The sequence below is a fragment of the bacterium genome (assembly GCA_035505375.1).
Classification (GTDB): domain Bacteria; phylum Hydrothermota; class Tepidihabitantia; order Tepidihabitantales; family Tepidihabitantaceae; genus UBA2258.
Window position 1 is genome coordinate 1 of sequence record DATJQV010000058.1, and the last position, 25,133, is coordinate 25,133.

Genomic DNA, 25,133 nt, shown 5'->3' on the forward strand with positions numbered 1-25,133 from the left:
CGAGCGGCCGGAAGACGAGCACTTCGTCGACGCGGTTCAGGAATTCGGGCCGGAAGAACCGTTTCACCTCGGCCATTACCTTGTCGCGGATGGACTCGTAGTTTGCCTCGTCGGTCGTCGCGCCGAACCCGAACCCGCTCATGCCGCGGATTTCGGTCGAGGCGATATTCGAAGTCATGATGACAACCGTGTTCTTGAAGCTCACCTTGCGGCCGAGCGAGTCGGTTATCTGGCCGTCGTCGAGCAGCTGGAGCAGGATGTTGAACACGTCAGGGTGTGCCTTCTCGATTTCGTCGAAGAGCACCACCGCGTACTGCTTGCGGCGGACTTTCTCCGTAAGCTGGCCGCCTTCCTCGTAGCCGACGTAGCCCGGGGGCGCGCCGACCAGGCGGGAGACGTTGAACTTCTCCATGTACTCGGACATGTCGAACCGGATGAGCGCATCCTCGTCTCCGAACAGGAAACGGGCGAGGACGCGTGCAAGCTCGGTCTTGCCGACGCCGGTGGGTCCAAGGAAGATGAACGAACCGATGGGCCGGCGCGGGTCCTTCACCCCGGCGCGCGAGCGGCGAATGGCCTTGGCAATCATCGCGATCGCCTGGTCCTGGCCGATGATGCGCTGCCGGATCTCATCTTCCATGCGCAGGAGCCGGGCCGACTCGCGCTCCTCGAGCTTGGCGAGCGGCACCCCGGTCCAGTTGGAGACAACGTAGGCGATGTCCTCTTCGGTGACTACCGGGAACGAGCCGGCCTTCTCCCACTCCTTGCGCTTCCGCTTCAGATACTCGGTCAGTTGCTTCTGCTCGTCGCGCAGCTCGGCAGCCCGCTCGAACTCCTGCTTGCGGACCGCCTCTTCCTTGGCGCGCGCCGACTTGTCGATCTTCTTCTCCAGTTCGTCCAGCTCCGGGTTGATGACCGGCCGCAGCAGCTTTACCCGCGAGCCGGCCTCGTCGATCACGTCAATCGCTTTGTCGGGCAGGAACCGGTCCGAGATGTAGCGGTCGGCGAGATAGGCGGCGCTCGCCAGGGCCTTGTCATCGTAGGACACGTTGTGGTGGAGTTCGTACTTCTCCTTGAGGCCCTGGAGTATCTTCACCGTCTCCTGCGCGCTCGGCGCATCGACCACGATTTTCTGGAACCGGCGTTCAAGCGCCGAGTGCTTCTCGATGTGCTTCCGGTACTCCTCGAGCGTGGTCGCGCCGATGGCCTGAAGCTCGCCGCGGGCAAGCGCCGGCTTCAGGATGCTCGAGGCATCAATCGCGCCCTCGGCGGCTCCGGCCCCGACGATCGTGTGAAGCTCGTCGATGAATATGATGACGTCGCCCTGGTGCTGGATTTCGTTCATCACCGACTTCAGCCGTTCCTCGAACTGTCCCCGGTACTTGGTGCCGGCGACGATTGCGGCGAGGTCAAGTGCGAGCACGCGCTTGTTGCGCAGCAGGTTCGGGATGTTGCCGGTGACGATGCGCTGGGCGAGACCCTCGACAATGGCCGTCTTACCTACGCCCGCCTCGCCGATGAGCACCGGATTGTTCTTCTTGCGGCGGGCCAGAATCTGGATGATGCGCTCGATTACCGACTCCCGGCCGATGATCGGATCGAGCTTGTCCTCCCGGGCAAGCTGCGTCAGGTCACGGGAGAAATAATCAAGCGAGGGTGTCTTGGTACGCGACTTCTGCTGGGGCGTGCCTTTCTCGCCGCCGAGCAGCCGCGTGGTCTCGTTCCGGACGAGTTCGATGTCCATGCCCAGCGACTGGAGAATCTGGCACGCGACTCCGCGTTCTTCGCGGAGCAGGCCCAGGAGCAGATGCTCGGTGCCGATGTAGGTGTGGTTCATGCGCCGGGCTTCGTCGAGTGCGTAATTCAGGCAGGAGCGGGCCTCCTGGTTCAGCGGCACCTCGCCGAGGACAAGCGTTTCCGAGCCGACGTCGACCGCGTTTTCGACCGCCCGACGCAGGTCGTCGGTGTTGACTCCGAGATTGGTGAGGACGACGGCGGCCACGCCCTCGCCTTCCTTGACCAGGCCGAGCAACAGATGTTCGGTGCCGATGTAGTCGTGGTGAAGACGGACAGCTTCCTGGCGGGCAAGCGAGATGACTTTCCTAACTCTTTCAGTGAAGCGTTCTTGCATGTTCGGTCAGAGTCTAGCTATTCTCCCCTGGAAGTCAACGCAGCCAAGGGCATTTGGGGTAAGCCCCAATTCCCAAGCGTCAATTTTCATTCAATGAGGAAATGACCATGTGGCCCAACCGGTTGGACATTGGGGCTTGATTGGTCATTGGAGCTTGGGCATTGGTGCTTCCGCGCATGGTGCCGTGACACTTCCGCCCAGGTAGGTGGGCGGCGGTCAGGCGAGACGAGCCGCAAGTTCCTCGGCGGTGTGGGCGGGCGGAAAACAGGTCTGTTCGCGGCATACAAAGGCGGTCGGCTGGTTGCCAGAGGAGGAGCGGCCATGCGTCAGCGGTATCAGACGCAGGACAAGCTCGTCGGGTTGCGCGGCCTTCACGACCACGGTTGTGCGATGGTCATCCGGCATCGATGCGAGCAGCGCGACCATCCCGTCCGCCTCGGGCGACGGTTCGGGAAGGAAGAGTATGACTTCGGTGCCCGGGTGAAGGAGCAGGTCGAGCCCGGCGAGCATCATGCTGAATGCGGGCGGGTAGCTGAGCATGGTCTTGTAGAACCGGCGCAGCGTGGTCGCGGCGGCACGCTCGTATTCGTTTCGGCCACAGAGCCGTGCCAACCGGAGCAGATTCATCACCGCGACCGAGTTGCCCGACGGCGTCGCGCCATCGTAGCCGTTCTTGATCCGGCTGATCAGGCCCGGCGCGCCGCTGCGGGTCGTGTAGAACCCGCCTTCGGGGTCAGAGAAGAGCGCGAGCATTCGGTCGGTCAGGCCGAGCGCGGTCTCGACGAAGCGCGCGTCGAAACTCGACTCATACAGGTCCAGCAGGCCCTGGACAACAAAGGCGAAGTCAGGAAGCTGCCCGGAAATACTGACTGGTCCCGCATTCACGACGTGTACCAGTTCGTTGCCGCTGACCGCGCGGTCAATAATGAAGTCCGCGAGCCTGCGGGCCAAATCAAGATAGTGGTCGTTGCCGAAGGCAGCCGAGCAGCGGGCAAAGGCGGAAAGCGCGAGGCCGTTCCAGTCTGCCAGTACCTTGTCGTCGCGGTTCAGCGCCGGCCGACTGTGGCGTGACTGAAGCAGCCTGGTGCGGATCTCGGCCAGCTTCGACCACAATTCCGCGAGACTCAGGCCGTGGACTTTGAGAATGCGCTCGACCGGCACCGCGGTGTGGAGGACGTTGGTGCCTTCGAAGTTGCCCGAAGCAAATACACCGTAGAATTCGCAAGCCAGTTTCGCCAGCTCCGGGCCAACCGCGCGCTCGACTTGGTCCTGCGTCCACGTGTAGTACGCGCCTTCGTGGCCGCCGGTGTCGGCATCGAGCGCGGACGCGAAACCGCCGTCGGGCAGGAGCATTTCCCGCTCCATCCATGCCAGGGTCTCTTCCGCGACCGAGCGGTAGGATTCCTCGCCGGTGAACTGAAAGGCACGCGCGTACGTCTGGGCGAGTAGCGCGTTGTCGTAGAGCATCTTCTCGAAGTGAGGCACGAGCCAGATGGTGTCGGTCGAGTAGCGATGGAATCCGCCGCCGAGCTGGTCGTAGATGCCGCCCTCGGCCATCCTGTGCAAGGTCAGCTCGACGATGGCGCGCGCCTGTTCATAGCGGAAAGGGGTTTTGGCCCCTAGTCGGGAGAGCCGGAGCAGGAGCGCAAGGTCGGTGGGGTTCGGGAACTTGGGCGCGACTCCGAACCCGCCGTGCTCCGAGTCGAATACCTCCAAGCGCTGCTGGTAGAATCCGCGTAGCGGTGTCTCGTCCATCTCGCCATCGTGGTTGGGCAGAGACGACAGCCGGTTCAATTCGACTGCGATGCGGTTGCCCGCCTCATCAATCTCGTGGCGCTGGGTGCGGAAATAGTGAAGCGCGGCCAGGAGTACGCGGTTGAACGCGGCCATGCCCGGTCGCGGCTCAGGCGGGAAATAGGTGCCGCCGTAGAACGGCTTCAGTTCAGGCGTCAGGAACACTGACAGCGGCCAGCCCGCGGAACCGGTGAGGATGCGCACCGCCTCGATGTAGACTTCATCCACGTCGGGACGTTCCTCGCGGTCGACCTTGATGCTGACGTAGTTCGCGTTCAGGATTTCCGCAATCTTCGGGTCGGAGAACGACTCGCGGGCCATCACGTGGCACCAGTGGCAGGCAGAATAGCCGATGGATAGGAAGATTGGTTTGTCTTCGGCTTTCGCCTTGGCGAGCGCTTCCTCGCCCCAGGGATACCAGTCAACCGGGTTCTCCGCGTGGTCGCGGAGGTAGGGGCTGGCTTCGTTAGAGAGATGGTTGGGCATGCGCAGTAAAGACTATTGAGGCGGGAGCGCTAAGTCAACCGGCAAGGCGGGCGAGGGGAGACGAGCTACGGCTTACGGCTCACGGCTTGCGCTGAGGGCAGGGGAGAAGTAGGCGCGTCAGGAGTCCTCTGTCGGGTTCCCATAGACAATGGTCCACCCAAGCCCCACACCGAGGCACGAGCAGTGAGGTTCCTCGCTTTGGGTCGGTGTGTGGTTCGGGTAGAAGAATCGGTGTCCAACGCGAAAGTGCTGGCAACCCACGCCAGCGCATTTCAGGGTATTGGTAGTCGGACACGTCGGACCCGGTTTGCCACGGTACAACCGAGGTAGCGAGAATTCGAAATCATGGCGTTTTGGCTCAGGCTCCACTTGCTTACTCATGGCCGAATTCTAGGACTCGTAGGCCGGCGCGTCAAGGCGGCGGGGCGTGGCGCAGGAGTTCGTCGCAGCGGGCAACTTCCCCTATTTCCTCAACTGCATGAGATCATGAAGATCAGCCCCTGCCGCTGACCTCACCATGCCGCGCTTACCAACCATGTCTTCAAGGATGTCCTTGAGGCGATGAATAGTGACGCCAGCTTCCTTGAGGAGAGAGAGTTCCTCCTCGTACTTGACATTCCCGACCACAAGTTCCTTCGTCCAGGCACCCGGGCAGAGGCAAGTGCGCAAGTCCACCTTTTCAGGGAGGTCAAACTTAGCGCCGACCCACTCCTGCACGCCCTTGCGAAGAAGTGGCATCTCTCTCTTCTTGGCGTTGTGAGGAGCAATGCCAGTCTGCTTGCGAACTGCCGCTGGCACCTTCGTGATGTACGAAATCGGATTGATGGAGGCTTGAACCTCAACATGGCGGCACTGGTGTCCGCCATCGGCTAGCGGCCGGATTGCGAGGATGTCAATTTCATGCACGCCGACCTTGGCACCGTGGATTGTGAAGAAGCCGTCCCGGTTCAGCCACTCCTCGACAACTTCTTCAGCGAGCAAAGACATGGTCTTTACTGGGGAATCGGGCAGGAGGCTCCGGCATTCACTCTAGAAGGCTCCCGCCAGTGTGCTGGCCTTCTTGAGCTTCTTGAAGGTGGTGAGCCGAGGCGATTGAATCGCCACCCACGCGCCCCACTTGATGGGGCCGATTGGCTTGGGCTTGCCGGCGAGACGGACGATGCACTTACCGGTGCTCTTCCACGGGTCGATGGCCTTGATGCGGCCGTAGTGCGTGACAGCCTTGATCTCGCCGGTGACGTACAGGGCGATGTACTTTAGCTTCGGGATCACCGCGTCCGAAATACGAATCGCGTACCAGCAGTTCTTGCCGAGGAACACTTCTCTGAATCCCTCTTCGTGTGCGGCGCAGACGATGGTATCGAACTCTCGTTCCCGCAGCGGAACGCGCGCCTTGGTCGCATGTCGCTTGCTCGACTTCCGCTTGTCATCTGCCGGCAACCCGAGGATTCGGCTTGTCCTGTTCAGGTTCCACTCGTCTATCAACGTCTTCAGTTCTGGCGTCAGAGATTCGAGCCTGCCGCCCTTGATGCCGTTGCCCTTTGGTTTGGCAATGCGGATGGTCATGGCCTCCAGGTCCCTCAGGTGCGCTTCCCTGCGCACAACATAGAGGCTGAAGGTATCCCAGTTGCGGGCGTGTTTGTCCTCCAAGTGATGCTTGATTCTCCGCCTGAGGTCGGTTGCCAGCCCAACGTAGTAAAGCTTACCTCTATTGTAGAGTGCGTAGATGCCGGATTGCTCTCCTGCCAGTTCGGCAATCTGGGCCGAGTAGTCCGCGAACACACGCTTCGAGATTCCTTCCAGACATCCAGTGATGAGCCTTGGCGACGTCGGTGACTTCACGCCTCACTCCCTACGTTTCAGTAACCGGCGCGTGTATAGGCAAATCATCGGCGGTATCGTAACAATACAGGCCACGATGTCAAGGCGGCTGGGAGAGGCTAGAGAGTTCGCCGCGGCGGGTGCGGCGAAAACGGTTAGCGTTCCCGATGGCCCTCTCACGGGTCCGTTGTCGGTCCCTCCGGCCGTCTAGGTCAGAGGTTCCATCCATCGGAAGGAAATGTCGTAGTCGTCCTGCTGCAGGGTCAGAGCCGTTTCGACCACGTGGTCCACGCACTTCTGTATCAGAACGTCTGGCGATTCCGGCCTCATGCCTTCGGGGTGCGGAGCGCTGCCCAAGTGGTACTTTCCGTCCATCGTCTGTACTACTAGTGGCGTGACGGCACGGAACAGCGCGTGCTGTCGGTAGTTCAATCCGAGGCATAGTACCTCGACCGCATCCCTGAGTTCTTCCATGTTCCTATCATGCGACAGGATCGCCTCGCAGATGTTGGTCCGGTCATCGGTCCAATTCGGTATGCTTCGATGTCTTTGCCATCGAAGGTCGAGCACTGACCTGCCCATGCCATCCTTCTTGCGGCCACGGTAGTCGTCAACGACCTGCTGGAATGCGATAGCGGTCCGCCCGAGCGCCTCGTCGAAGTCACCCTTGCCAGCCAAGTCCAAGGCCTCCCCAAGAGAGACCCGTGCCACCTCCGGCTGAACGTAGTCTAGGAGCGAGAGTTCCACAAAGTCCAACTGGAAAAACACCTTGGTGTTGTCTTGCAGGAATGATCTAGTCCAGACCTCGCACTCAGCTACGTCCCGCTGAGCCAGTGTGACACCACGGTGCTTCACAGCTACACGTGCTTGATTGACCTGCAGAGCCAGACCGGAGTGCTTGACGCGGTCTCGCACGCCCTCGAGGTCGAAGTACCCCCTGAATTCCAGTCGTTCGGATGCACGTGCATCGAGATGAAGCGCAACCACATGCAGGAACAGTTCCAGCGCATCGTGGAAGGCCAAGACCGAGGCGGCGCTCAAGGGGGGGTGGCCTCTTTGCGTGTCGGGTCCCAGTCGTATACAGATACTTCACAAACGCCAGACGGCGCGCAATATCCTCGGCTAGTAGGGCCACGGTTCGCAGAATAGCGGATAGAGGCTGGGTGTCAGGGACTGGCGCTCCTTAAAGAGCACGTTGCAGTCCTGATTGCTCTTGAACAGCGGGTCGAGGTAGATGAGGTCAACCGACTCGTCCTTGACGTAACGTCGCAGGATGTCAAGGTTGTCGCCGTAGTAGAGCAGGTTCGTTAGATTCCCGTCGGGCATCACGGGTGAGGATAGGCCGAACTAGTCCGGTGTCAAGCAGCGCAAGTGCGCCATTCGCCGGTTTGGGTGAGGGTCCTGGCAGAGAACGGGGCAAAGGCCTTGGCAGAGGTCAGGGCAGAGACCTCGGCAGAGACTCCGGCGAAGGCCCTGACAGAGACCGGGGCAAAGACCTTGGGAGAGGACGTGGCAAAGGCATTGGCAGAGACACCGGCAGAGTGTGGGCAAAGGACTCTGGCAGAGACCTCGGGAGAGTCTCTGGCTAGGACTTTGGGGGAGACCGGGGGAAAGACCTTGGCAGAGACTGGGGCAAGGACATTGCCAGAGTGCGTGGCAAAGACCTTGGGAGAGACCTTGGGAGAGACCTCGGCAGAGGCCCTGGCAGAGACTCCGGCAATGATTCCGGCAGAGACTCCGGCAAAGACCTTGGCAGAGCCTCTACCCAGCGCAGGGGTGAATCGGGCTGGATTCGACCTAAGCCACTGTCACATCGTCAGTTGAGCGAGTATCTGAGCCCTGTCGCTAGTATACGAAGTCGTATAGTTCTTGAGTTGGGGTGAAGCGTGGGCTTGAGCTTGCGCTTGGACTTGAGTTTTGGTACGGCTCAGGCCTGAACGAAGCGGAAACGGCTGATGAAGTGGCGCATCGGCAGGTTCTGGCCGTATGCTACTTCGATGCCCGGAATCTCGTCCCGGTGGCGGTAGAGCACGCCGACTGCCTCAGCCGCGGACAGCAGGTCGGAGTCCTCGTAACAGAGCCGCGGTACTGCGGCGCGGACGTTGTTCACCCTCGGGTCAGGCCCGACTTCCGTGCCGTCTACGTTCTTGCCGAACGCGTAGACCCCGAGCTCGCACATGCGGTGTCCGGCGATGAGTAGGAGCGCGGTGAGACTGACGCCGGGGAACTGGTCATCGCGCAGCCTGGTGCCGGCGAAGAACTGGTCGAGGTCGAGGTAGATTGCATGACCGCCGACCGGTTTGACGACGATGCTCGCGCCGCACGCCCGGTCAACCGCTGCCCCGAACTTCCTGACCTGGTTGATGCGGTGTGCGAGGTACTCCTCGTGCACCACGGTCTTCAGGCCTTCGACCACGCCCTTCAGGTCGCGGCCGGCCAGACCGCCGTAAGTCGGATGTCCTTCGACCTGGAGTTGGTGACCCACGACCATCGCCGGGAGCTGTGGATACCGTTCGACCATCCGGCCTCTTTCACTCAGGACCAGGCAGCCGCCGATGTTGACGAGCCCGTCTTTCTTCAGGCTGATGTGGAATCCATCGACCTGCTCGAACATCAGGCGGACGACGTCCGCGACGCTCCTGCCCTTACAGAGCGGCTCGTACTGCAGGTTGAACCACGCGTTCTCGGCAAAGCGGCAGGCGTCGAAGAGGAACGGCACACCATGGCTTCGGCACAACTCGGCCGTCGCGCGGATGTTGGCCAGCGACACCGGCTGACCTCCACCGGTGTTGTTAGTGATCGTCATGTAGACGACGGGCACGCGCTCCATCGTCGCTTTGTCTTCAAGCAGCGCGCGCAATTGGGCGAGGTCCATGTTGCCCTTGAAGAGGGAAGCCTCATCCTTCGCTCTCAGTTCGGGCGAGAAGAAGTTGCGGGCCTCGAAGCCGCTCGCCTCGATGTTCTCCTGGGTCGTATCGAAGTGCCCGTTCGACGGGATGATGTAGAAAGGCTTTTTCCCGGCGCGCTTGCCGGGGGCGCCGAGCAGCTTCGACAGACAGGTGAAAAGGCCATACTCGGCCGCGCGTCCCTGGTGGAAGATGAACGTGTTCTCCTGGTCGCGGTTGCGGTTCTCCCACTGCGGGCCGAACGTGTCGACAATCTGCTGCTTGAACTCGAAGTAGCCCTCGTTCGAACCGTACGACTCATCGCCGAGCAGGACTTGAGACCACTGCTGCATGGTCATGGTCGTAGTTCCGGAATCGGTGAGCAGGTCGCAGCCGGGTATCAGCGCGGCCGGGAACTTGAAGACGTTGAGGCCGGTTTCCTCCAGCACTCGTCTCCGCAACTCGCGGTCGTCGATTGATGACGGCCGGAACGACACGGCGGCGTTGCGGTACGGCCGGGGCCGGGTTTTGGCCTTGGCGAACTCTGCTGACCAATCGTCGAGGAAGGATGGCATGGGCGGATTATACATCTCAGCTACTTCCAGTCAAACGGGCGATAACGGAAGGTGGAAACCGCCAAGGACGCCAAGGGTCGGAGAGGACGAACCGCAGATCACGCAGATGACGCAGATGGCGTCGAATTCGGGCCGGAGCTTGGGCTATCCCGGATCGGATTCAGAGAGGCCGTCTGGCATTGACTTTCCAGGTGCGGGGCATATGATCTGCCCAGCGACGTCGAGCGTGACCGCGTTGAGAAGCCGCCACGATGCTCTATCGACGCCAGGGAGCATAAGGTGCTGTCCGATTCGGGAGGCGTACATGTCACCTGAGTGTGTTCGACGTTCTTTGGCTCGAACCATTTCCTCATACATCCGGGCCGTGCGACCCGCAGCCATAATGTTGGCTTTCTGCTGCTGCCTGTCGATGGCTCACTCACAGTGGTTGGAAAAGACCCTGTATCTGCCGGACTCGCTCGGCGGGCTCAAGATGCCGAACTGTCTCGCGTACGATTCGGCCGACAATACCGTATTCGTGGCAGGGGAGACCACGCGCACTATTCTCGTGCTGGATGCCAAGGACGGGCATCGCCTCGGCCGGATTCCGTTTCCGGCGAACGTGCGCGCCCTGTGCTACAACCGGGTCAGCAACAAGATATACGCGGCTGCCTTTGACCGTAACGAGGTCGGGGTGATAGACGCGGGCACCAGGCAGGTACTCAAGACCGTCACCGTCGGCAACGGCCCGGTCGCGCTCGCATTCAACCCGACCATGAACCGGGTCTATTGCGTGAACCTGTACAGCTCTGACGTGACCGTCATCAACTGCGCCGGAGATCTAGTGCTCGCAGCCGTGCCGGTCGGCAACTATCCGTATGCGGCATGTTGGAACCCGGTTCGCAATGTGGTCTATGTCGCCAACTCCAACAGCAACACGGTTAGCGTGCTTGACGCGACAAGCAATTCCGTCGTGTCCACAGTTCCAGCGGGCAACGCACCGATGGGATTCGTATACAACCCGGACTTGAACAAGCTTTACGTCGCCAACTACGGTTCCGGCACCGTGACGGTAATTGACGGGCACGTTGATACGGTACTGAAGACCATCTTCGGTGGCTCGTCGCCGCGCAGGCTGTGCTACGACCCGGCCGACAGCAAGGTCTTTGTGGCGGACGAGGACAACCCGTTGATGATGATCGACTGCCGGGCAGATACGACAGAGACCGGCGACGAGAGCTTCGGCGTTGACGTTGCTTACGACGGACTGAATGACCGCGTCTACGCAGTCATGGAGGAAGACGTTCAGGTAGTCGACGGGGCCACCAACCACCTCATCAGTGACCACTACTTCGGCAACAGCGCGATAGCTGTCTGCGTAGCCGACTCTGCCCGAAGGGCATTCGCAGTCGCTGACGCTGAAGCCCTGGTCGGCGTCTTCGATTGCCGTGCTGATTCGCTATTGCTCACCGCGGGTACCACGGCCCAATTGTCGGCGCTCTGTCTGAATACGTCTTCCGGCGAGGTTTACTGCGCCGACTCGGCCGCCAACGTCGTTACGGTCCTCGACGGCCAGACTGACACCGTTACTGCTTGCCTACCGGCCGGTGAATGCCCGGTGGCTTTGCTCTACGACTCGTTGGGCAACAAGGTCTACTGCGCGGGCGCGGGCAGCTACTATGCGCCCGGCACAATTTCCGTGATTGCGGCCGCGAGTGATAGCATGAAAGTAATAGCGACTTCGGGACAACCGGAATACGGGATGCACGCGCTTTGCCTGAATACCAGGAACAACCGCGTGTATGTCGGCGACAACATGGACGATGGGGTCATCGTAGTGGATGCAGGCGCTGACACGGTCATGGCGAGAGTCCCGACCGGCGGCGACCCGGTTGCGCTTTGCTATAGCCCCGCCAACAACTACGTCTACACGGCCTCGTACGGCAGGGTCGGCGTGATTGACGGCGAGCAGAACGTGCTGATTGCCCTGGACACGGTCGGCTCGCAAGCGGTGGCCCTGTGCTACGTCCCGGTCGGAGCCAAGGTGTTTGCCGCGGATTCCGGCGACAGCACGGTCAGCGTGATTGCCGGAGTCAGGCCGAGGGTGGTGGCGCAAATCCACGTCGGCCAACAGCCGTGTGCCCTTTGTTGGGATTCAAGCGACAACCGGGTATTCTGTGCCGACCGAGGGGACAGTAACGTGGCCGTAATTGACGTCGGCAGCAACACAGTCGTTGCCTGGATCAGAGTAGGAAGCGAACCCACAGCGCTGTCGTACGATTCACCTAATGACTACGTGTACTGCGCGTGTCAGGGCAGCAACGACGTCTATGTAATAAACGCTCACCACAACACAGTCGTTACTCACATCAATGTCGGCTCGGGACCCACCGCGCTTCTATGGAATCCGGCTGAGTTCCGGACCTACGTTCTGAACTATGGCTCGTCGAGCGTCTCCATCTTACGCGACAGCCTGCATCCGGGCGTCGCCGAGAGCGGCGTCAATGCACTCACGCGACGGCGCGTGACCCCGACTATCGTCCGTGGAGTCCTGACGCTGGCGGAGGCCACAAGCCGCAAGGCACAAGCCGCAAGCCTGCTGGACATTACGGGACGCAAGGTGATGGACCTGCTGCCCGGGAACAACGACGTCCGCCGGCTCGCGCCCGGTGTCTACTTCCTGCGCTACGCGCAGGAGAAGCGTTCGGTCAAGATAATCGTCCAGCGGTAGGGAGGAACCATGAAACTCATTGCTGCCTTACTTGTTCTCAGTTGCGCCGTGTCGCTTTGCTTCGGCCAGTGGGTTGTGACCACGATAGCTTTGCCCGATTCACTGTCCGGACTATCAGGCATCGGCGCTATCGCGTTTCACGCGCCTACCCACACAATCTACGTTGGCGGCGGGAGCGCGCTGGTGGCCGTTGATGCTTCATCCTACCGTAAGATCGCGAAGGTCGACCTGCTGGATTACCCGGATGTCATGTGCAGCAGCCCCGTCAGCAACAAGGTCTACTGCGCGTCCCGCTCCTGGAGGCAGATCTGGGTCGTAGATGCTGCCACGAATCGGTTCTCCAAGTCCGTTGCGGTTGATAGCTACCCGCGGGAGTTGTGCTACGCCCGTGCGGTGAACAAGGTGTATGTCGCCTGCCCGCAGTCCAACACCGTCAAAGTCATAGACTGCGCCAGGGACAGTTTGGTTGCGACCATCGGGCCGCTGCCCGGGGTCTCAGCGCTCTGCTACAATCCCGGTCTGAATCGTATCTACTCAGCTCAATCAGGGTCTGACGAAGTCGCAGTGATTGACTGCGCCGCAGACACAGTCATGCGGACTATCTGGGTCAGGGGCGTCGAGCCTAGTGATGTGTGCTACGATTCAGTCACTAACTCCGTCTACACCGCCAACAGTTTGAGCAACACCTCCTCGGTCATAGACTGTGCGACCGACAGCGTGGTCCGCATCGTCACAGTCTGTGACGATCCCTGGAATCTGCTGGCCGGGCCACAGGGCAAGGTGTTCTGCGCGGGCGATGACACGGTCGTGACGGTGATTGACGGCGGTAGTACGCGGACAATTCCCGTGGGGAGTGACATATGGCGTTCGAGCTACGACCCGGTCAAACACAAGGCATACTATACCCAGTGGAGTTCATACTTGGTGACGATCGTCGATGCGATTGGCGACTCGGTTCTTGCCCGAGTTACCACGGACGGGTCCTCGAATACGTTATGCTACGACCCAGTCGACCAGGGCACGTGGGCGGGTGCCGGTGACGACGCCGCCGTCGACGTTATCAACGGTGCTTCGGACCGGGTGACGGACACACTCTGGTTTGGCTCCTTCCGACCAGGTGTCCTGCGCTACAACCCGCTTAATCATCACATCTACTGCCTGGAAGAAGGCTGGAACAGCGCCCACAACCACCTGGCCGTGGTCGACGGTGATTCCAACCGCGTGCTGAAGATACTGCCGGCCGGCGGGTCTTGTGATTCGATGCTATGGAATCCGGTCAACAACAAGCTGTATATCTCGAACTCCGGCGACAACACGGTGTCTATCGTGGCTTGCGCGAACGACAGCATAGTGGCGACCATAAGCGGCCGGGATTGGCCGGATGCTTCGTGCTGCAGCAGTGACGGCAAGGTCTATGTCTGCAACGACGGTTACGGCGTGACGGTCATTGACCCCGTTGGCGATTCCGTGCGCAAGGTCATCGAGGTTGGCCACAATCCGTGGGGTATATGCTATGACCGCACCGACAACAAGATATACATCGGCATGTGGAATGACGGCGACTCGGTGAAGGTGATCAGCGTAAGCACCGACTCGGTTGTCAAGGCGGTGGCAATGCCTTCGGATCTGCACTACCAGGACGTGCGGTGGAACCAGAATCACGACAAGCTCTACGTGTCGAGCTCCGATGACAGCGAGGTGGTTGTGATTGACTGCGCGACCGACACAATCCTCAGGACAGTCAGGACGACAGCGACCGGCCTGGGGAGTTCGTACGTAGACTCAGTGACTGACCGAGTGTACTTCGCCGACCCCGACGGCACCACCCTGCATGTCCTTGATGCCAGGGCCGACTCATTTCTGAAGAACGTGAGCGCCGGCTCGGTCGGGGCGATGATAGACAACAGACTCACGGGAACGGAGCACCGCCTGTACAGCATTGGGTCCTACCCCTCCAGCAAGGTGGCCGTTGTAAGTGGGGCGACCGACAGCGTTCTCAGACACATCCAGGTTGGGGACGAGCCGTTTGGGCTGGCCTGGAACCCGGTCCATTCCTGGGTCTATGTCTCGAACTGCGACGGCTCGAGCATAACCGTGGTCCGCGACAGCCTGCCTGCTGGAATTGAGGAGAGTCATCGACAAGCCTCAAGCTCTAAGCCGCTGCCGACCGTCGTCCGCGGAATCCTCCGTGTTCCGGCGTCGAGCGTGATGCGTGGAGCATCGTGCGCGTTGCTCGACATCAGCGGGCGGAAGGTCCTCGACCTTCATCCCGGCGCGAATGATGTGCGGGCGCTGGCGCCGGGCGTGTACTTTGTGAGAGAAGCACAAGGGCAAGCTCAAGCTCAAGCACACGCTGTCAGGAAGGTCGTCCTGACCAAGTAGGACAAACAGCTTCTTTCTTTCAGGCTGCCCCCACTCACGCGGGCAGCCCGCTTTTCTCGTACGCGTGGGTGCGGGGCCGACGGTGCGGAAGAGTGCGCAGTCGCCGCTGCCGGAGGGGATGCTGAGGGGTGCGGACCGGGTAGGGCACGAGTCCGCCGATCAGCCCACGATTCCTTACCATCGGCAGGGAGCCGACCCTGGGCGCAACGGTGGGTGGCTCTATCGTCCGCTCAAGCAGTGCCTTGTGGAGTCGCTCCGGCACAGTTCCTGGTCTTGGCCCGCAATCCGGCCTGACTATCCTGTCCTGTCCCGCACCCCCTCCCCGCTTCAGGGATCCGTTCCCAGGAGGGTCGGGGGAGCTACTGGTGGGACCGCCTGGGGACCCCCTCCGGGGACCGTCCCCCCACCGGGTCCCCCCACCGTCCCCGGTACGCCTCCAGGGAGGGTCAGGGGAGTAGCTCGGTTGACCATCCGGGGGAGTGCTCCTGGGACCATCTGGGGGAAGTGGTAAGGGGATGGCCCGGGGATGGACTCCGGGGAGACGGGAGGGGGGCAGGCCCGACGCAGAGACGAGAGCGATGCGCGATGAGCGCAGGGCGGTAGGTAGGAATAGTGAATAATGAATTGAGAATAGAGAAGTTAGCGGATTCCCGTGCCGAATTTGCTGGGGCTTATAACAAACTGGGACGGTTCCAGTCGACGGTTCGGCGGCCCTGAGGACACGACCCGATTCCTGACGGAATCGGTGATGTCCCTCAGCGCTTGGGAGCCAAGAAGAGGACCGCGACGACCGGCCGGACGAAGGAGCCGCCGTGGTCGTCTATGAGCTTGCGGATGGCCCGGAAGACGTCGCGCCGGACTTTGGGGTCGAGTATGGCGTGGTCGGACATGGTTCTGAGCAGTCCGATGTAGAGGTCGGCATCGTATTGCTTCTGCCAGGAGTAGCGCAGAACTGTGACCGGTCCGAAGAGACCGGAGCCGACAATCTTCCGGCGCTGGCGTTCGATGCGCTGTTCGGGCGGGAGCGACAGGTGTATCTGCGGCGCGACGCGCCGGTAGAGTGCGCGGAGGTCGTTGTAGAAGTCGTTGTCCGGCGTGTCGAGGAAGTTCCAGACCAGCGCAAGCGAGCCGCCCGGCTTGAGTGCTGCTGCGCTTCGTGTGAATGCGAGCCTGGCCCGAATCCAGTGAAAGGCGGTCGCGGAAAGAACGAGGTCGAATTGGCCGCATGGGGCCCGCGCGGCTTGGGACACGATTCCAATTGAGGACATTTGGGTCCCGTCCCCGCCGTTGAAGCCCCGTGGATAACGGGCAAAGCGGGGGACAGTCCCTGGGAATCGCACAGGGCCCTGCGAAGGGACAGTCCCCGTTTTGCCACAGTCCCCGTTTTCCTCCGGCCTCCAGTCCTCGAAGGCCAGGTTCTGAATCTCGACGTCAGGGAAGTCGCGGAGGTTCCTGCGGCAGAGGCGGGCCATGCTCCTGCCCAGCTCAAGGCCGAGGATGGAAAAGCCGCGCCGGGCGAGAGGCAGCGTGGCCTGGCCGGTGCCGGGTCCGATTTCGAGAACGCGGCCGCCTTCGGGGATTCCTGACAGTCGGACCAGGTCATCGAACAGCTCTTCCGGGTACCCGGGGCGGAACCGGTCGTATGAGCGCGCGGATGCGTCGAACGAACGTTTGCGCAACTGGTGTCGCTCGGCTGCTTTCAGCGGCAGGTCGCGGCGTTCCGGTGGATGCATGGGACTAGCCTTGGGAAAGCGGGGACAGTCCCTGGAAATCGCACAGGGCCCTGCGAAAGGGCAGTCCCCATTTTTCCAGTACACGATGCGTCATGCGAGAAGCATACAAGGCAAAGCCTCTGATGCAAAGCTCGAATGACGAAGCTCGAAATCCGAATCAAGCTCGAATGCGTCCATTTCGGAATCAGGACATCAATCGCCTTTGACGCTTGCGGTCCTTGCCCGAAAGTGCGTGCTTCGGTCTTTGAGCTTGGGACTTGAGTGGTCACTGGCGCTTGGGAATTGGTCATTCTCTGTGGCTGCGTCTCGCCACGGCTGTCTCGCCACGGCTGTATTGACCCGCCGGGCCACGGGCGTAAAATCTATGATTATTAGTGTTGACCGACAAAGGAGATAATTCATGAAACGGCTGCTCGTGTTGCTGGTTCTGGTTGCTGTCCCGCTGATGGCCGGAACCGTTACGAGGACTGCGACTTTCGATAGAGGTGACCTGCTCATCTCTCAGCAGAATGGCCTTGATGTCGTTCAGCTCCGGGGCGGAGCCGGGTTGGTTCAGCCCGGAGCGCCGCTCGTGCCGCGGCTGGTCCAGCGCGTGCTGGTTCCGGCCGGGGCCGAGCCGACCGGAGTCGAACTCGTGTCCGCGGACTGGACCACGATTGACGGTCACCACAGCCTGGCGCTGAGCCAGCCTGACGTCCCGCTGCCGATGCCGGGCAAGACCTTCAAGACGCACAACTACGCGCCGGACCAGGCGGTCTATTCTTCCAATGCTTACTATCCGGCGAGCTGCGTCCGGCTGCTCGAGTCAGGCACGCTGGCCGGATTCCGGATGGCTTCGGTGGAGCTGCGTCCGGTGCGGGTGAACCCGGTCACAGGCGAGCTGCAGTTTGCGACGCGAATCGAGTATCGGGTCAGCTATACTGCCGGCAGCAGCAACGCGACCGTGCCCTCTGCGGAGCAACGCGAGTACTACGCCGGGATGTTGCGCGCGATGGTGGCCAACACCGGCGATATCCAGCGCTTCGAGCCTTCGATCCAGCAGGCCCGGACTCTGTCGCTGCCGAGCGGGCACTATGAGTATGTGGTCATCAGCGCGCCGCCGATGGACACCTGCTTCAATCGGCTGACCGCGTGGAAGACGCTAACGGGCGTGCCGGCCACGACCGTGCTGCTTTCATACATCACGTCGAACTACTCCGGGTACGACACTCAGGAGAAGATTCGCAACTTCATCAAGGACGCGTACCAGAACTGGGGCACGCGTTACGTGCTGCTCGGCGGGTCGGCCAACCGCAGGACGAGCGGGGAGAACATCATCCCGACGCGTCTCTGCTGGTACATCACGACCGGCGTCGGAGACTACAACGACGAGGACACGATTCCCTGTGACCTGTACTACGGCGGGCTGGACGGTAATTGGGACGCGAACGGCAATCATACCTACGGCGAGACCGGGGATGCGGCCGACATGGTGAGCGAGGTAATCGTGGGCCGGGCGCCGGTACACACCGTGGCCCAGGCCCAGAACTTTGTGAACAAGACGCTCACCTATGAGCAGAACCCGCCGACCGGCTACATCAAGAAGATGCTGCTGCCGGCCGCGATTCTGTGGTCGAGCTACGACGAGCGGCCGGTGCAGGAGTCAATCGCGCGGATGACGCCCTCCGGCTGGATCGACGCCAAGCTGTACGAGCGCAGCAGCAATCTGTCTGAGGGCGCCATGTGCGACTCGATGAACTCGGGGTACAATCTCGGCAACTGGATAGGGCACGGCAACGAGACCGGCATATACAAAGGTTCGAGTCCGTACCTCAACTCGAGCGACGCCGATGGATTGACCAACGGCACGAAGCAGGGCGTGTTCTGTTCCATCGCCTGTTTCACCGGCGCGTGGGACGAGGTCTCGGGCGGGGACTGCTTCTCCGAACACCTGATTAACCGGGCCGGCGGCGGCGTCGTCGGTATCGCCATGAACTCGCGCTACGGGTGGGGTTCGCCGCCCGACCCCGGTCCGTCGGACCTGCTCGATACGCTTTTCATGTCCCGAATCCTCAACCACACTGAGTATCACGGCGGTGAGGCGTTGGCTTTCTCGCGTTCGTACTGGGCGGGGTACGTGGACAACAGCCAGATGATGCGGTGGTGCATTTACGAGCTTAACTACCACGGCGACCCTGAGCTTTCCGTGTGGACCGACGTTCCGTCCACCTTGACCGCAACCCATTCCGACACGACCTTCGTCGGCCAAAACGTGCCTTTCAGCGTGACGGTTAATTCCGGCGGCGCTCCGGTGGAGTCGGCCAACGTCGTGCTCTGGAAGGGCAGCGAGGTCTACGTGACCGGCCGTACCAATGGGTCGGGACAGGTAACGCTCTGCATCTCGCCCCAGACCGCGGGGCAGATGCTCATGTCGGTGAATGCCCACAACTACTACGTGCTGCAGGATACGGTGCAGGTGATCGTACCCTTGCGTTACGTGTCATATCTACGCTCCAGCGTCTACGACCCGGCGCCGGGCGGCAACAACGACTCAATCTTGAACCCGGGCGAGAACGTGCAGATACCGACGTGGATCAGGAACTGGGGCGTGCAGACCGCCAACTCCGTTTACGGGACGCTCCGGACGCACAACCCGAACGTCCAGATTACCGATTCGGTCAGGTCGTTCGGCAACATCCCGGCCGGGGATTCCGTATCCACGGGAACCAACGGTTTCGGGCTGCACGTGGACTCCGGGCTGCCAAGCGGATACCAGTCGCCGTGCTCGCTCTATTGCCGGGACACGCTCGGCTCCACCTGGATTACGCTGGTGACTTTCTCGGTCGGCGCGCCGGTCCTGTCCAAGCGGGCCGTGACCGTGGTTGACACCGCGCACGGCGGTAACAAGAACGGCCGGCTCGACCCGAACGAGACCGCGGACCTGATGGTTCGCATCGCCAACACCGGCACGGGCCATGGGTACAACTCTCATGCCGTGCTCAGGTCCGGCGATTCTCGGCTCACGGTACTCGATTCCACCGCGAGCTATGGCCTGATTCGCGTCGGCGACAGCGCCAGCAACCCCGCCGACCGGTTCACGGTCCATGCCGACAGGTCGATTTTCCCAGAGACTCCGATACCGTGTACGCTCCGCTACTACGCCGATGGTGGCTACACGAAGGCCGAGCCGTTTACGATAGTAGTGGGCCAGTCGGGGGCGAACGACCCGATTCCGGACGGTCCGCGTATGCCGTCACGCTACTACGCCTACGACGACGTCGACAGCCTCTACGCGGCACACCCGACGTACAACTGGGTCGAGGTGAACACTGTCGGTACGCAGATACCGTTCACGAACGACAGCGCCGTCGTCGCGGTATCGCTGCCGGCTCAGTTCGGACCGCTGAAGTTCTACGGTCAGCGCTCCACGCAGATCTCGGTTTCGGCCGACGGCTGGATCTGCCCGGGCAACCACACGGCCCCGTTCAACGAGAACGGCCCGCTTCCCCACACAGGCGACGCGCCGGGCATGATTTGCGCAAACTGGGTAGCCCTGTACCCGCTCATCGGCAGCAATGGTGCCGGCCACGTGTACTACTACCACGATGCGGCCAACCACCGGTTCGTGGTCGAATACGACAGCGTTCGCTACTACTGGGACCTCAATCGCGACAAGTTCGAGATTGTCATCTACGACACGACCAATGCCACCTATACGGGCGACAACGCGATCCTCGTTCAATACATGACGGCTAGCGGCTACGCCGGCTCGACCGTCGGAATCGAGGACCCGACTGACACGATCGGCATCCAGGACCTGTACAACGGCACGTACAACAAGGCCGCGGCACCGATTGCTGCGGGCAGAGCCATCCTCTACACGACCGACCTGCCGGCTTTGAACGTTTCGGAAGGGTCCGGCCCTGCCGGAATACCGCTCAGGCTGGCGCTGGCAGTCCGTCCGAACCCGTTGCGTTCTCACACTGCGATTGAGTACGCGGTGCCGGCTTCCGGACGCGTGAGCATCAAGATCTACGACGCATCGGGCAGAGTGGTCCGAGACCTGTTAGGCGAGAACATGGCCGCGGGTCGGTACTCGGTTACCTGGGACCGGTCGGCCGCGAACGGCAAGCGAGTTGCAGAAGGTGTCTACTTCTGTAAGCTCGCAACTCCGGCCGGAACGCGGCAGCAGAAACTGGTCGTCTACAAGTAGCACGGGGAGGGACATGACCGGAATGTCGGGCATTCCGGATCGTGTCCCAGACCGCACAACATCGAAGAGGGGGCGGGCTTCGGCCCGCCCCCGCCATTCTGGGCGCGGGATTGGCAGACCCGAAGGCCGGTCGCAACTCGGCGAGCGATGATATTGACGGACAGGGTCAGGAGGGTATCATATCTAATACCCCTTAGAGTGCCAAAAGGAGTCTTCATGAGACAATTGTTCGTGTTGCTGGCTTTGGTCACTGTCCCGCTGATGGCCGGAACGGTGACGAGGACTGTGAGTTTCGACAGAGGTGACTTGCTCATCTCTCAGCAGAATGGCTATGACAATATCGCGCTACGCGGCGGTGTGACGATAGTCCAGCCCGGAGCGCCGCGCGTGCCGCGAGTGGTCGAGGCGCTGGTGATTCCTTCCGGCGCAGTGCCGACCGGCGTGGAGGTTCTGTCCGAAGAGTGGACGACGCTGCCCGGGACGTACAAAGTCGGCCCGGCACAGCCGGACGCGCCGCTGCCGGTCGCCGGAAGACCAGGGGCAGGGATGCCGAAGCACTATGGCCCCGACCCGGCGATTTATGGTTCGAGCACGCCGTATCCGAGCACGACGGTGCGGCTGTCCGGCTCGGGCACGATGGCCGGATACAGCATCGCGCATGTCGAAATACACCCGGTGCGGTACATCCCCACCAGCGGAGTGCTGCAGGTGTTGTCGAGGATCAGCTACCGCCTTACGTATGAGGACGGGATGTCCGCAGCCGTGGCGACCGCGAAGCAGCGGATGCAGTTCGGCGACGTAGTCCGAACCATGGTGAGGAACCCGAACGACGTTGACCGGTGCGCGCCCGCGGTGCGGCCGGCTGCGTCGCTCTCGCTTCCGTCCGGCCACTACGATTACGTCGTCATTACCGACGCGACTCAGGATACGGTTTTCTGGCGCCTGGCCAATTGGAAGACGCAGAAGGGCGTGAACGCCAAGGTAGTGAGAGTCGACTCGATTTACGCGAGCTACTCGGGCTACGACAACCAGGAGAAGATTCGCAACTTCATCAAGGACGCGTATGCGACGTGGGGCACGATGTACGTGCTTCTGGGCGGCCAGGGCGATTACGCGACCAGCGGGCAGAACATCATCCCGACCCGCAAGTGCTGGTACGTGGTCGTCGATGGCAACGACAACGATACGATGCCCTGCGACCTCTACTACGGTGGGCTGAACGGCAACTGGGACGCGAACGGCAATCACGTCTATGGCGAGACCGGGGATTCGACCGACATGTACGCCGACGTGTACGTGGGCCGGGCCCCGACCTACAACGTGGCGACAGCTCAGACTTTCGTCAATAAGGTCATCAAGTACGAGCAGAACCCGCCGACCGGCTTCATCAAGAAGATGATTCTGCCGACCGGCATCCTCTGGAGCAGCTACGAAGAAAGACCGGGCCAGGAGTCCATCGCCCGGATGACGCCGTCCGGCTGGTCCGATCAGAAGCTTTACGAGCGGGCCGGAACGCTTTCTCACGATGCCGTCAGGGACTCAGTGAACGCCGGGGTCGGTATGGGACACTGGATCGGTCACGGCAACGAGAGCGGCATCTACCTGAACGGCGGCACGGTGCCGTTCTTCGTGTCCGACGACGCCGACACTCTGCACAACGGCGACAAGACCGGTATTGCCGTGTCCATTGCCTGCGACTGCGGGGCGTGGGACTGGGTACCCGGGGGCGACTGCCTCGCCGAACACATGGTGATGCGATCCGGCGGCGGCTTCATTGCTGCCATCATGAATACCCGTTACGGGTGGGGCGCCACCGACCAGGGCGGCAATTACGTGTTCGGCCCGTCCGAGCGACTCGATACGACGTTCTACGCCGGGGTTCTGGAATACAACAAGCCGCACATCGGCCAGTCGCTCGCCCGAGCGAAGGCCTGCTGGGCGCCGTACGCCGACTCGCTCTACCAGTACGACATGCAGCGTTACAACATCTATGACCTGAACCTCATCGGCGACCCGGAGACGCCGCTCTGGACCGCGGAGCCCACGCCCCTCACTGTGTCGCATGCCCAGGTCATCAACATCGGCAACAACATTCCCTTCCCGGTCACGGTCACGGCTTCAGGCTCGGCGGTGGAATCGGCTCTGGTGTACTGCCGCAAAAGCACGGAGGTGGATGTCAAGGGCTACACCAACGCCAGCGGACAGGTGACGCTGTACGTGTCGCCTCAGACTCCCGGGCAGATGTTCGTGACCGTGAACGCTCACAACCACTACATCTACCAGGATACTGTGACGGTAATCTCCAGCACGCGCTACGTGTCCTACCTGCGTTCGAGCGTTTCTGACCCAACGCCCGGCGGCAACAACGACTCCATCCTCAACCCGGGCGAGACGGTCAAGATACCGACCTGGGTCAAGAACTGGGGACAGCAGACCGCGAACTCGGTCACCGGCAAGCTCAGGACTTTCAACCCGAACGCCCAGATCACCGATTCGGTCAAGACGTTCGGCAATATCCCCGCGGGTGAGTCGGTCTCCACCGGCTCGAACGGTTACGGTCTGCACGTGAGTTCCGGCCTCGCCAACGGCTATGCTGTCGTCTGCTCGCTCTACTGCACGGATACGCTTCACTCGACCTGGGTTTCGACCGTGACCCTCACCGTCGGCACTCCGGTACTGTCCGAGCGGGCGGTCACCGTGGCTGACACGGCGCACGGCGACAACCACAACGGCCGGCTCGACCCGAACGAGACCGCCGACCTGATAGTCAGCGTCGCCAACAGCGGCCTCGGCCATGGGTACAACTGCCACGCAACACTGCGGTCGGGTGATTCGCGGCTCACGGTGCTCGATTCTACGGGGACCTGGGGCTATGTCCGCAGAGGCGACAGCGCCAGCGACAACGCTGACCGTTTCACCGTCCACGCCGACAAGTCAATTCTCCCGGAGACACCGGTGACCTGCACGCTCCATTACTACGCGGACGGCGGCTACACCAGGACCGAGCCCTTCACGATAGTCGTGGGCCAGACGCTCATGACCGACCCGGTCCCGGACGGCCCGCGTACGCCCATAGCCTACTACGCCTACGACGAGTGCGATACCGGGTACGCCGAGCACCCGACCTACAACTGGGTCGAAGTGAGCGGAGTCGGGACGCGGATGAGCTTCGTGCAGAATGACACCGTGAACCTGTTCAGCCTTCCTGCTGCCTTCGGGCCGTTCAAGTTCTACGGGCAGCGCTACACCCAGCTCGGTATCTCAGCCGACGGCTGGATTGCCTGCGGCAACTACATCGACGGCAACTTCACCAATGAGCAGTTGCCCAGTAGTTCGGCTCCGAGGGCCGCCATGTTTCTGAACTGGGACGACCTGGATCCGGCGACCGACGGCTCCGGTTACGTCTACACCTATCACGACACCGCCAATCATCAGCTCATCATCGAGTATGACTCGGTCGCATACTATGGTACGAGCACCGTCGACAAGTTCGAAGTCATCCTCTACGACACGACGAGAGCTACCTCCAGCGGCGACAATGCCTTCCTCGTTCAATACCAGACCGACAATGGCGGATACGCGAGCTCAACCCTGGGAATCCAGGACCAGACCCAGGCCATCGGTATTCAGAACCTGTACAACGGGACCTACCACAAGGCCTGCGAGCCGATTGCCGCAGGCAGGGCGATCTTGTACACGACCGACCAGCCGACGGCCGCTGTTGCCGACCAGCAGTCCGCCGCGAGCCTGCCGGTCAAGCTGACGCTCGGCGTCTTCCCGAATCCGCTGCGCTCACGCGCCACCATTGCCTACGCGCTGCCGGCCGCGGGACACGTGAGCATCAAGGTCTACGACGCCTCGGGCAGAGTGGTTCGCGACCTCTTGGGTAAGAACGTGGCTGCGGGCCGGTACTCGGTCACCTGGGACCGCTCGGCCGCCAACGGCAAACGGGTCGCGGCGGGCGTGTACTTCTGCAAGCTCGCGACTCCGGCCGGGACGCGGCAGCAGAAGCTGGTGGTTCCCGAGTAGCACGGGGAGGGACATGACCGAAATGTCGGACATTTCGGATCGTGTCCCAAACCGCGGATAACATCGAACAGGGGCGGGCTTCGGCCCGCCCCTTTGTTACATTCTGAACCGTCCCGCATGAACTGACAAAGCACTCCATCCGGCCGGACCTCGACCTCAGCCTCGACCTTGTCCCAAAACAGCGCCTCCGCAGGCATGCATGAGTAGGGACCGGCAGGCGTCCGCCTCTGACAAGACTTGAACGTGCTGATTGACATAAGAGGGGCCACGGCTAAGATACGCCCAACGGGGGTGCCGAGATGGGCGGAGCGCGAGGTCCGCGCTGCCGCAGTCTTCTCGACACCAATCCGTCTGAGTTCGGCTCAGAACGGAGGTAAATGTGTTGAGCGTCCGCT

At 61.6% G+C, this 25,133-nt stretch carries 12 protein-coding genes; 4 read left to right on the top strand and 8 right to left on the bottom strand.

What is annotated here, in order from left to right; genetic code table 11:
- The 7 genes from VMH22_09290 to VMH22_09320 all read right to left on the bottom strand — a co-directional run.
- Nucleotides 1–2,131: ATP-dependent Clp protease ATP-binding subunit (locus tag VMH22_09290; protein ID HTW91890.1), on the bottom strand; the 2,131-nt coding region annotated here is incomplete at its 3' end.
- Between the two features lie 216 nt (nucleotides 2,132–2,347).
- Complete coding sequence (locus VMH22_09295) at nucleotides 2,348–4,411, bottom strand: thioredoxin domain-containing protein (protein HTW91891.1); 2,064 nt, start codon at nucleotides 4,409–4,411, stop codon at nucleotides 2,348–2,350.
- A 462-nt stretch (nucleotides 4,412–4,873) separates the two neighbouring features.
- Nucleotides 4,874–5,398 (bottom strand): hypothetical protein, encoded by a 525-nt coding sequence (locus tag VMH22_09300; protein ID HTW91892.1) that lies wholly within the window; start codon nucleotides 5,396–5,398, stop codon nucleotides 4,874–4,876.
- A 42-nt stretch (nucleotides 5,399–5,440) separates the two neighbouring features.
- Nucleotides 5,441–6,253, bottom strand: a complete 813-nt coding sequence (locus VMH22_09305; protein ID HTW91893.1) for a GIY-YIG nuclease family protein — start codon at nucleotides 6,251–6,253, stop codon at nucleotides 5,441–5,443.
- Between the two features lie 186 nt (nucleotides 6,254–6,439).
- A complete protein-coding gene (locus VMH22_09310) occupies nucleotides 6,440–7,273 on the bottom strand; it encodes a hypothetical protein (protein ID HTW91894.1) in 834 nt (277 codons plus the stop codon).
- Nucleotides 7,274–7,354: 81 nt separating this feature from the next.
- Nucleotides 7,355–7,558: a hypothetical protein gene (locus tag VMH22_09315; protein ID HTW91895.1), complete on the bottom strand. Its 204-nt coding sequence runs from the start codon at nucleotides 7,556–7,558 to the stop codon at nucleotides 7,355–7,357.
- A gap of 601 nt (nucleotides 7,559–8,159) precedes the next feature.
- Nucleotides 8,160–9,692, bottom strand: a complete 1,533-nt coding sequence (locus tag VMH22_09320) for a tryptophanase (GenBank protein HTW91896.1) — start codon at nucleotides 9,690–9,692, stop codon at nucleotides 8,160–8,162.
- 304 nt (nucleotides 9,693–9,996) lie between these two features.
- Here VMH22_09320 and VMH22_09325 point away from each other — a divergent pair, with 304 nt between their 5' ends.
- The gene (locus VMH22_09325) at nucleotides 9,997–12,402 is read left to right on the top strand and encodes a hypothetical protein (protein ID HTW91897.1); all 2,406 of its coding nucleotides are present in this window, start codon (nucleotides 9,997–9,999) and stop codon (nucleotides 12,400–12,402) included.
- A gap of 9 nt (nucleotides 12,403–12,411) precedes the next feature.
- Entirely contained in the window at nucleotides 12,412–14,784 is a 2,373-nt protein-coding gene (locus tag VMH22_09330) for a YncE family protein (GenBank protein ID HTW91898.1), read from the top strand.
- 755 nt (nucleotides 14,785–15,539) lie between these two features.
- Here VMH22_09330 and VMH22_09335 read toward each other — a convergent pair.
- A complete protein-coding gene (locus VMH22_09335; protein HTW91899.1) occupies nucleotides 15,540–16,517 on the bottom strand; it encodes a class I SAM-dependent methyltransferase in 978 nt (325 codons plus the stop codon).
- Nucleotides 16,518–16,917: 400 nt separating this feature from the next.
- On the opposite strand from VMH22_09335, the gene VMH22_09340 reads away from it, so the two are divergent.
- The gene (locus VMH22_09340; GenBank protein ID HTW91900.1) at nucleotides 16,918–20,709 is read left to right on the top strand and encodes a C25 family cysteine peptidase; all 3,792 of its coding nucleotides are present in this window, start codon (nucleotides 16,918–16,920) and stop codon (nucleotides 20,707–20,709) included.
- Nucleotides 20,710–20,925: 216 nt separating this feature from the next.
- Complete coding sequence (locus tag VMH22_09345; protein HTW91901.1) at nucleotides 20,926–24,738, top strand: C25 family cysteine peptidase; 3,813 nt, start codon at nucleotides 20,926–20,928, stop codon at nucleotides 24,736–24,738.
- Nucleotides 24,739–25,133 lie beyond the last annotated feature (395 nt).

What these genes read in the sequence shown, in the direction of transcription:
- VMH22_09335 (HTW91899.1), bottom strand. Translation starts at nt 16,517, where the DNA reads ATGCATCCACCGGAACGCCGCGACCTGCCGCTGAAAGCAGCCGAGCGA.
- VMH22_09295 (HTW91891.1), bottom strand. Translation starts at nt 4,411, where the DNA reads ATGCCCAACCATCTCTCTAACGAAGCCAGCCCCTACCTCCGCGACCAC.
- VMH22_09315 (HTW91895.1), bottom strand. Translation starts at nt 7,558, where the DNA reads ATGCCCGACGGGAATCTAACGAACCTGCTCTACTACGGCGACAACCTT.
- VMH22_09345 (HTW91901.1), top strand. Translation starts at nt 20,926, where the DNA reads ATGAGACAATTGTTCGTGTTGCTGGCTTTGGTCACTGTCCCGCTGATG.
- VMH22_09330 (HTW91898.1), top strand. Translation starts at nt 12,412, where the DNA reads ATGAAACTCATTGCTGCCTTACTTGTTCTCAGTTGCGCCGTGTCGCTT.
- VMH22_09300 (HTW91892.1), bottom strand. Translation starts at nt 5,398, where the DNA reads ATGTCTTTGCTCGCTGAAGAAGTTGTCGAGGAGTGGCTGAACCGGGAC.
- VMH22_09325 (HTW91897.1), top strand. Translation starts at nt 9,997, where the DNA reads ATGTCACCTGAGTGTGTTCGACGTTCTTTGGCTCGAACCATTTCCTCA.
- VMH22_09320 (HTW91896.1), bottom strand. Translation starts at nt 9,692, where the DNA reads ATGCCATCCTTCCTCGACGATTGGTCAGCAGAGTTCGCCAAGGCCAAA.
- VMH22_09340 (HTW91900.1), top strand. Translation starts at nt 16,918, where the DNA reads ATGAAACGGCTGCTCGTGTTGCTGGTTCTGGTTGCTGTCCCGCTGATG.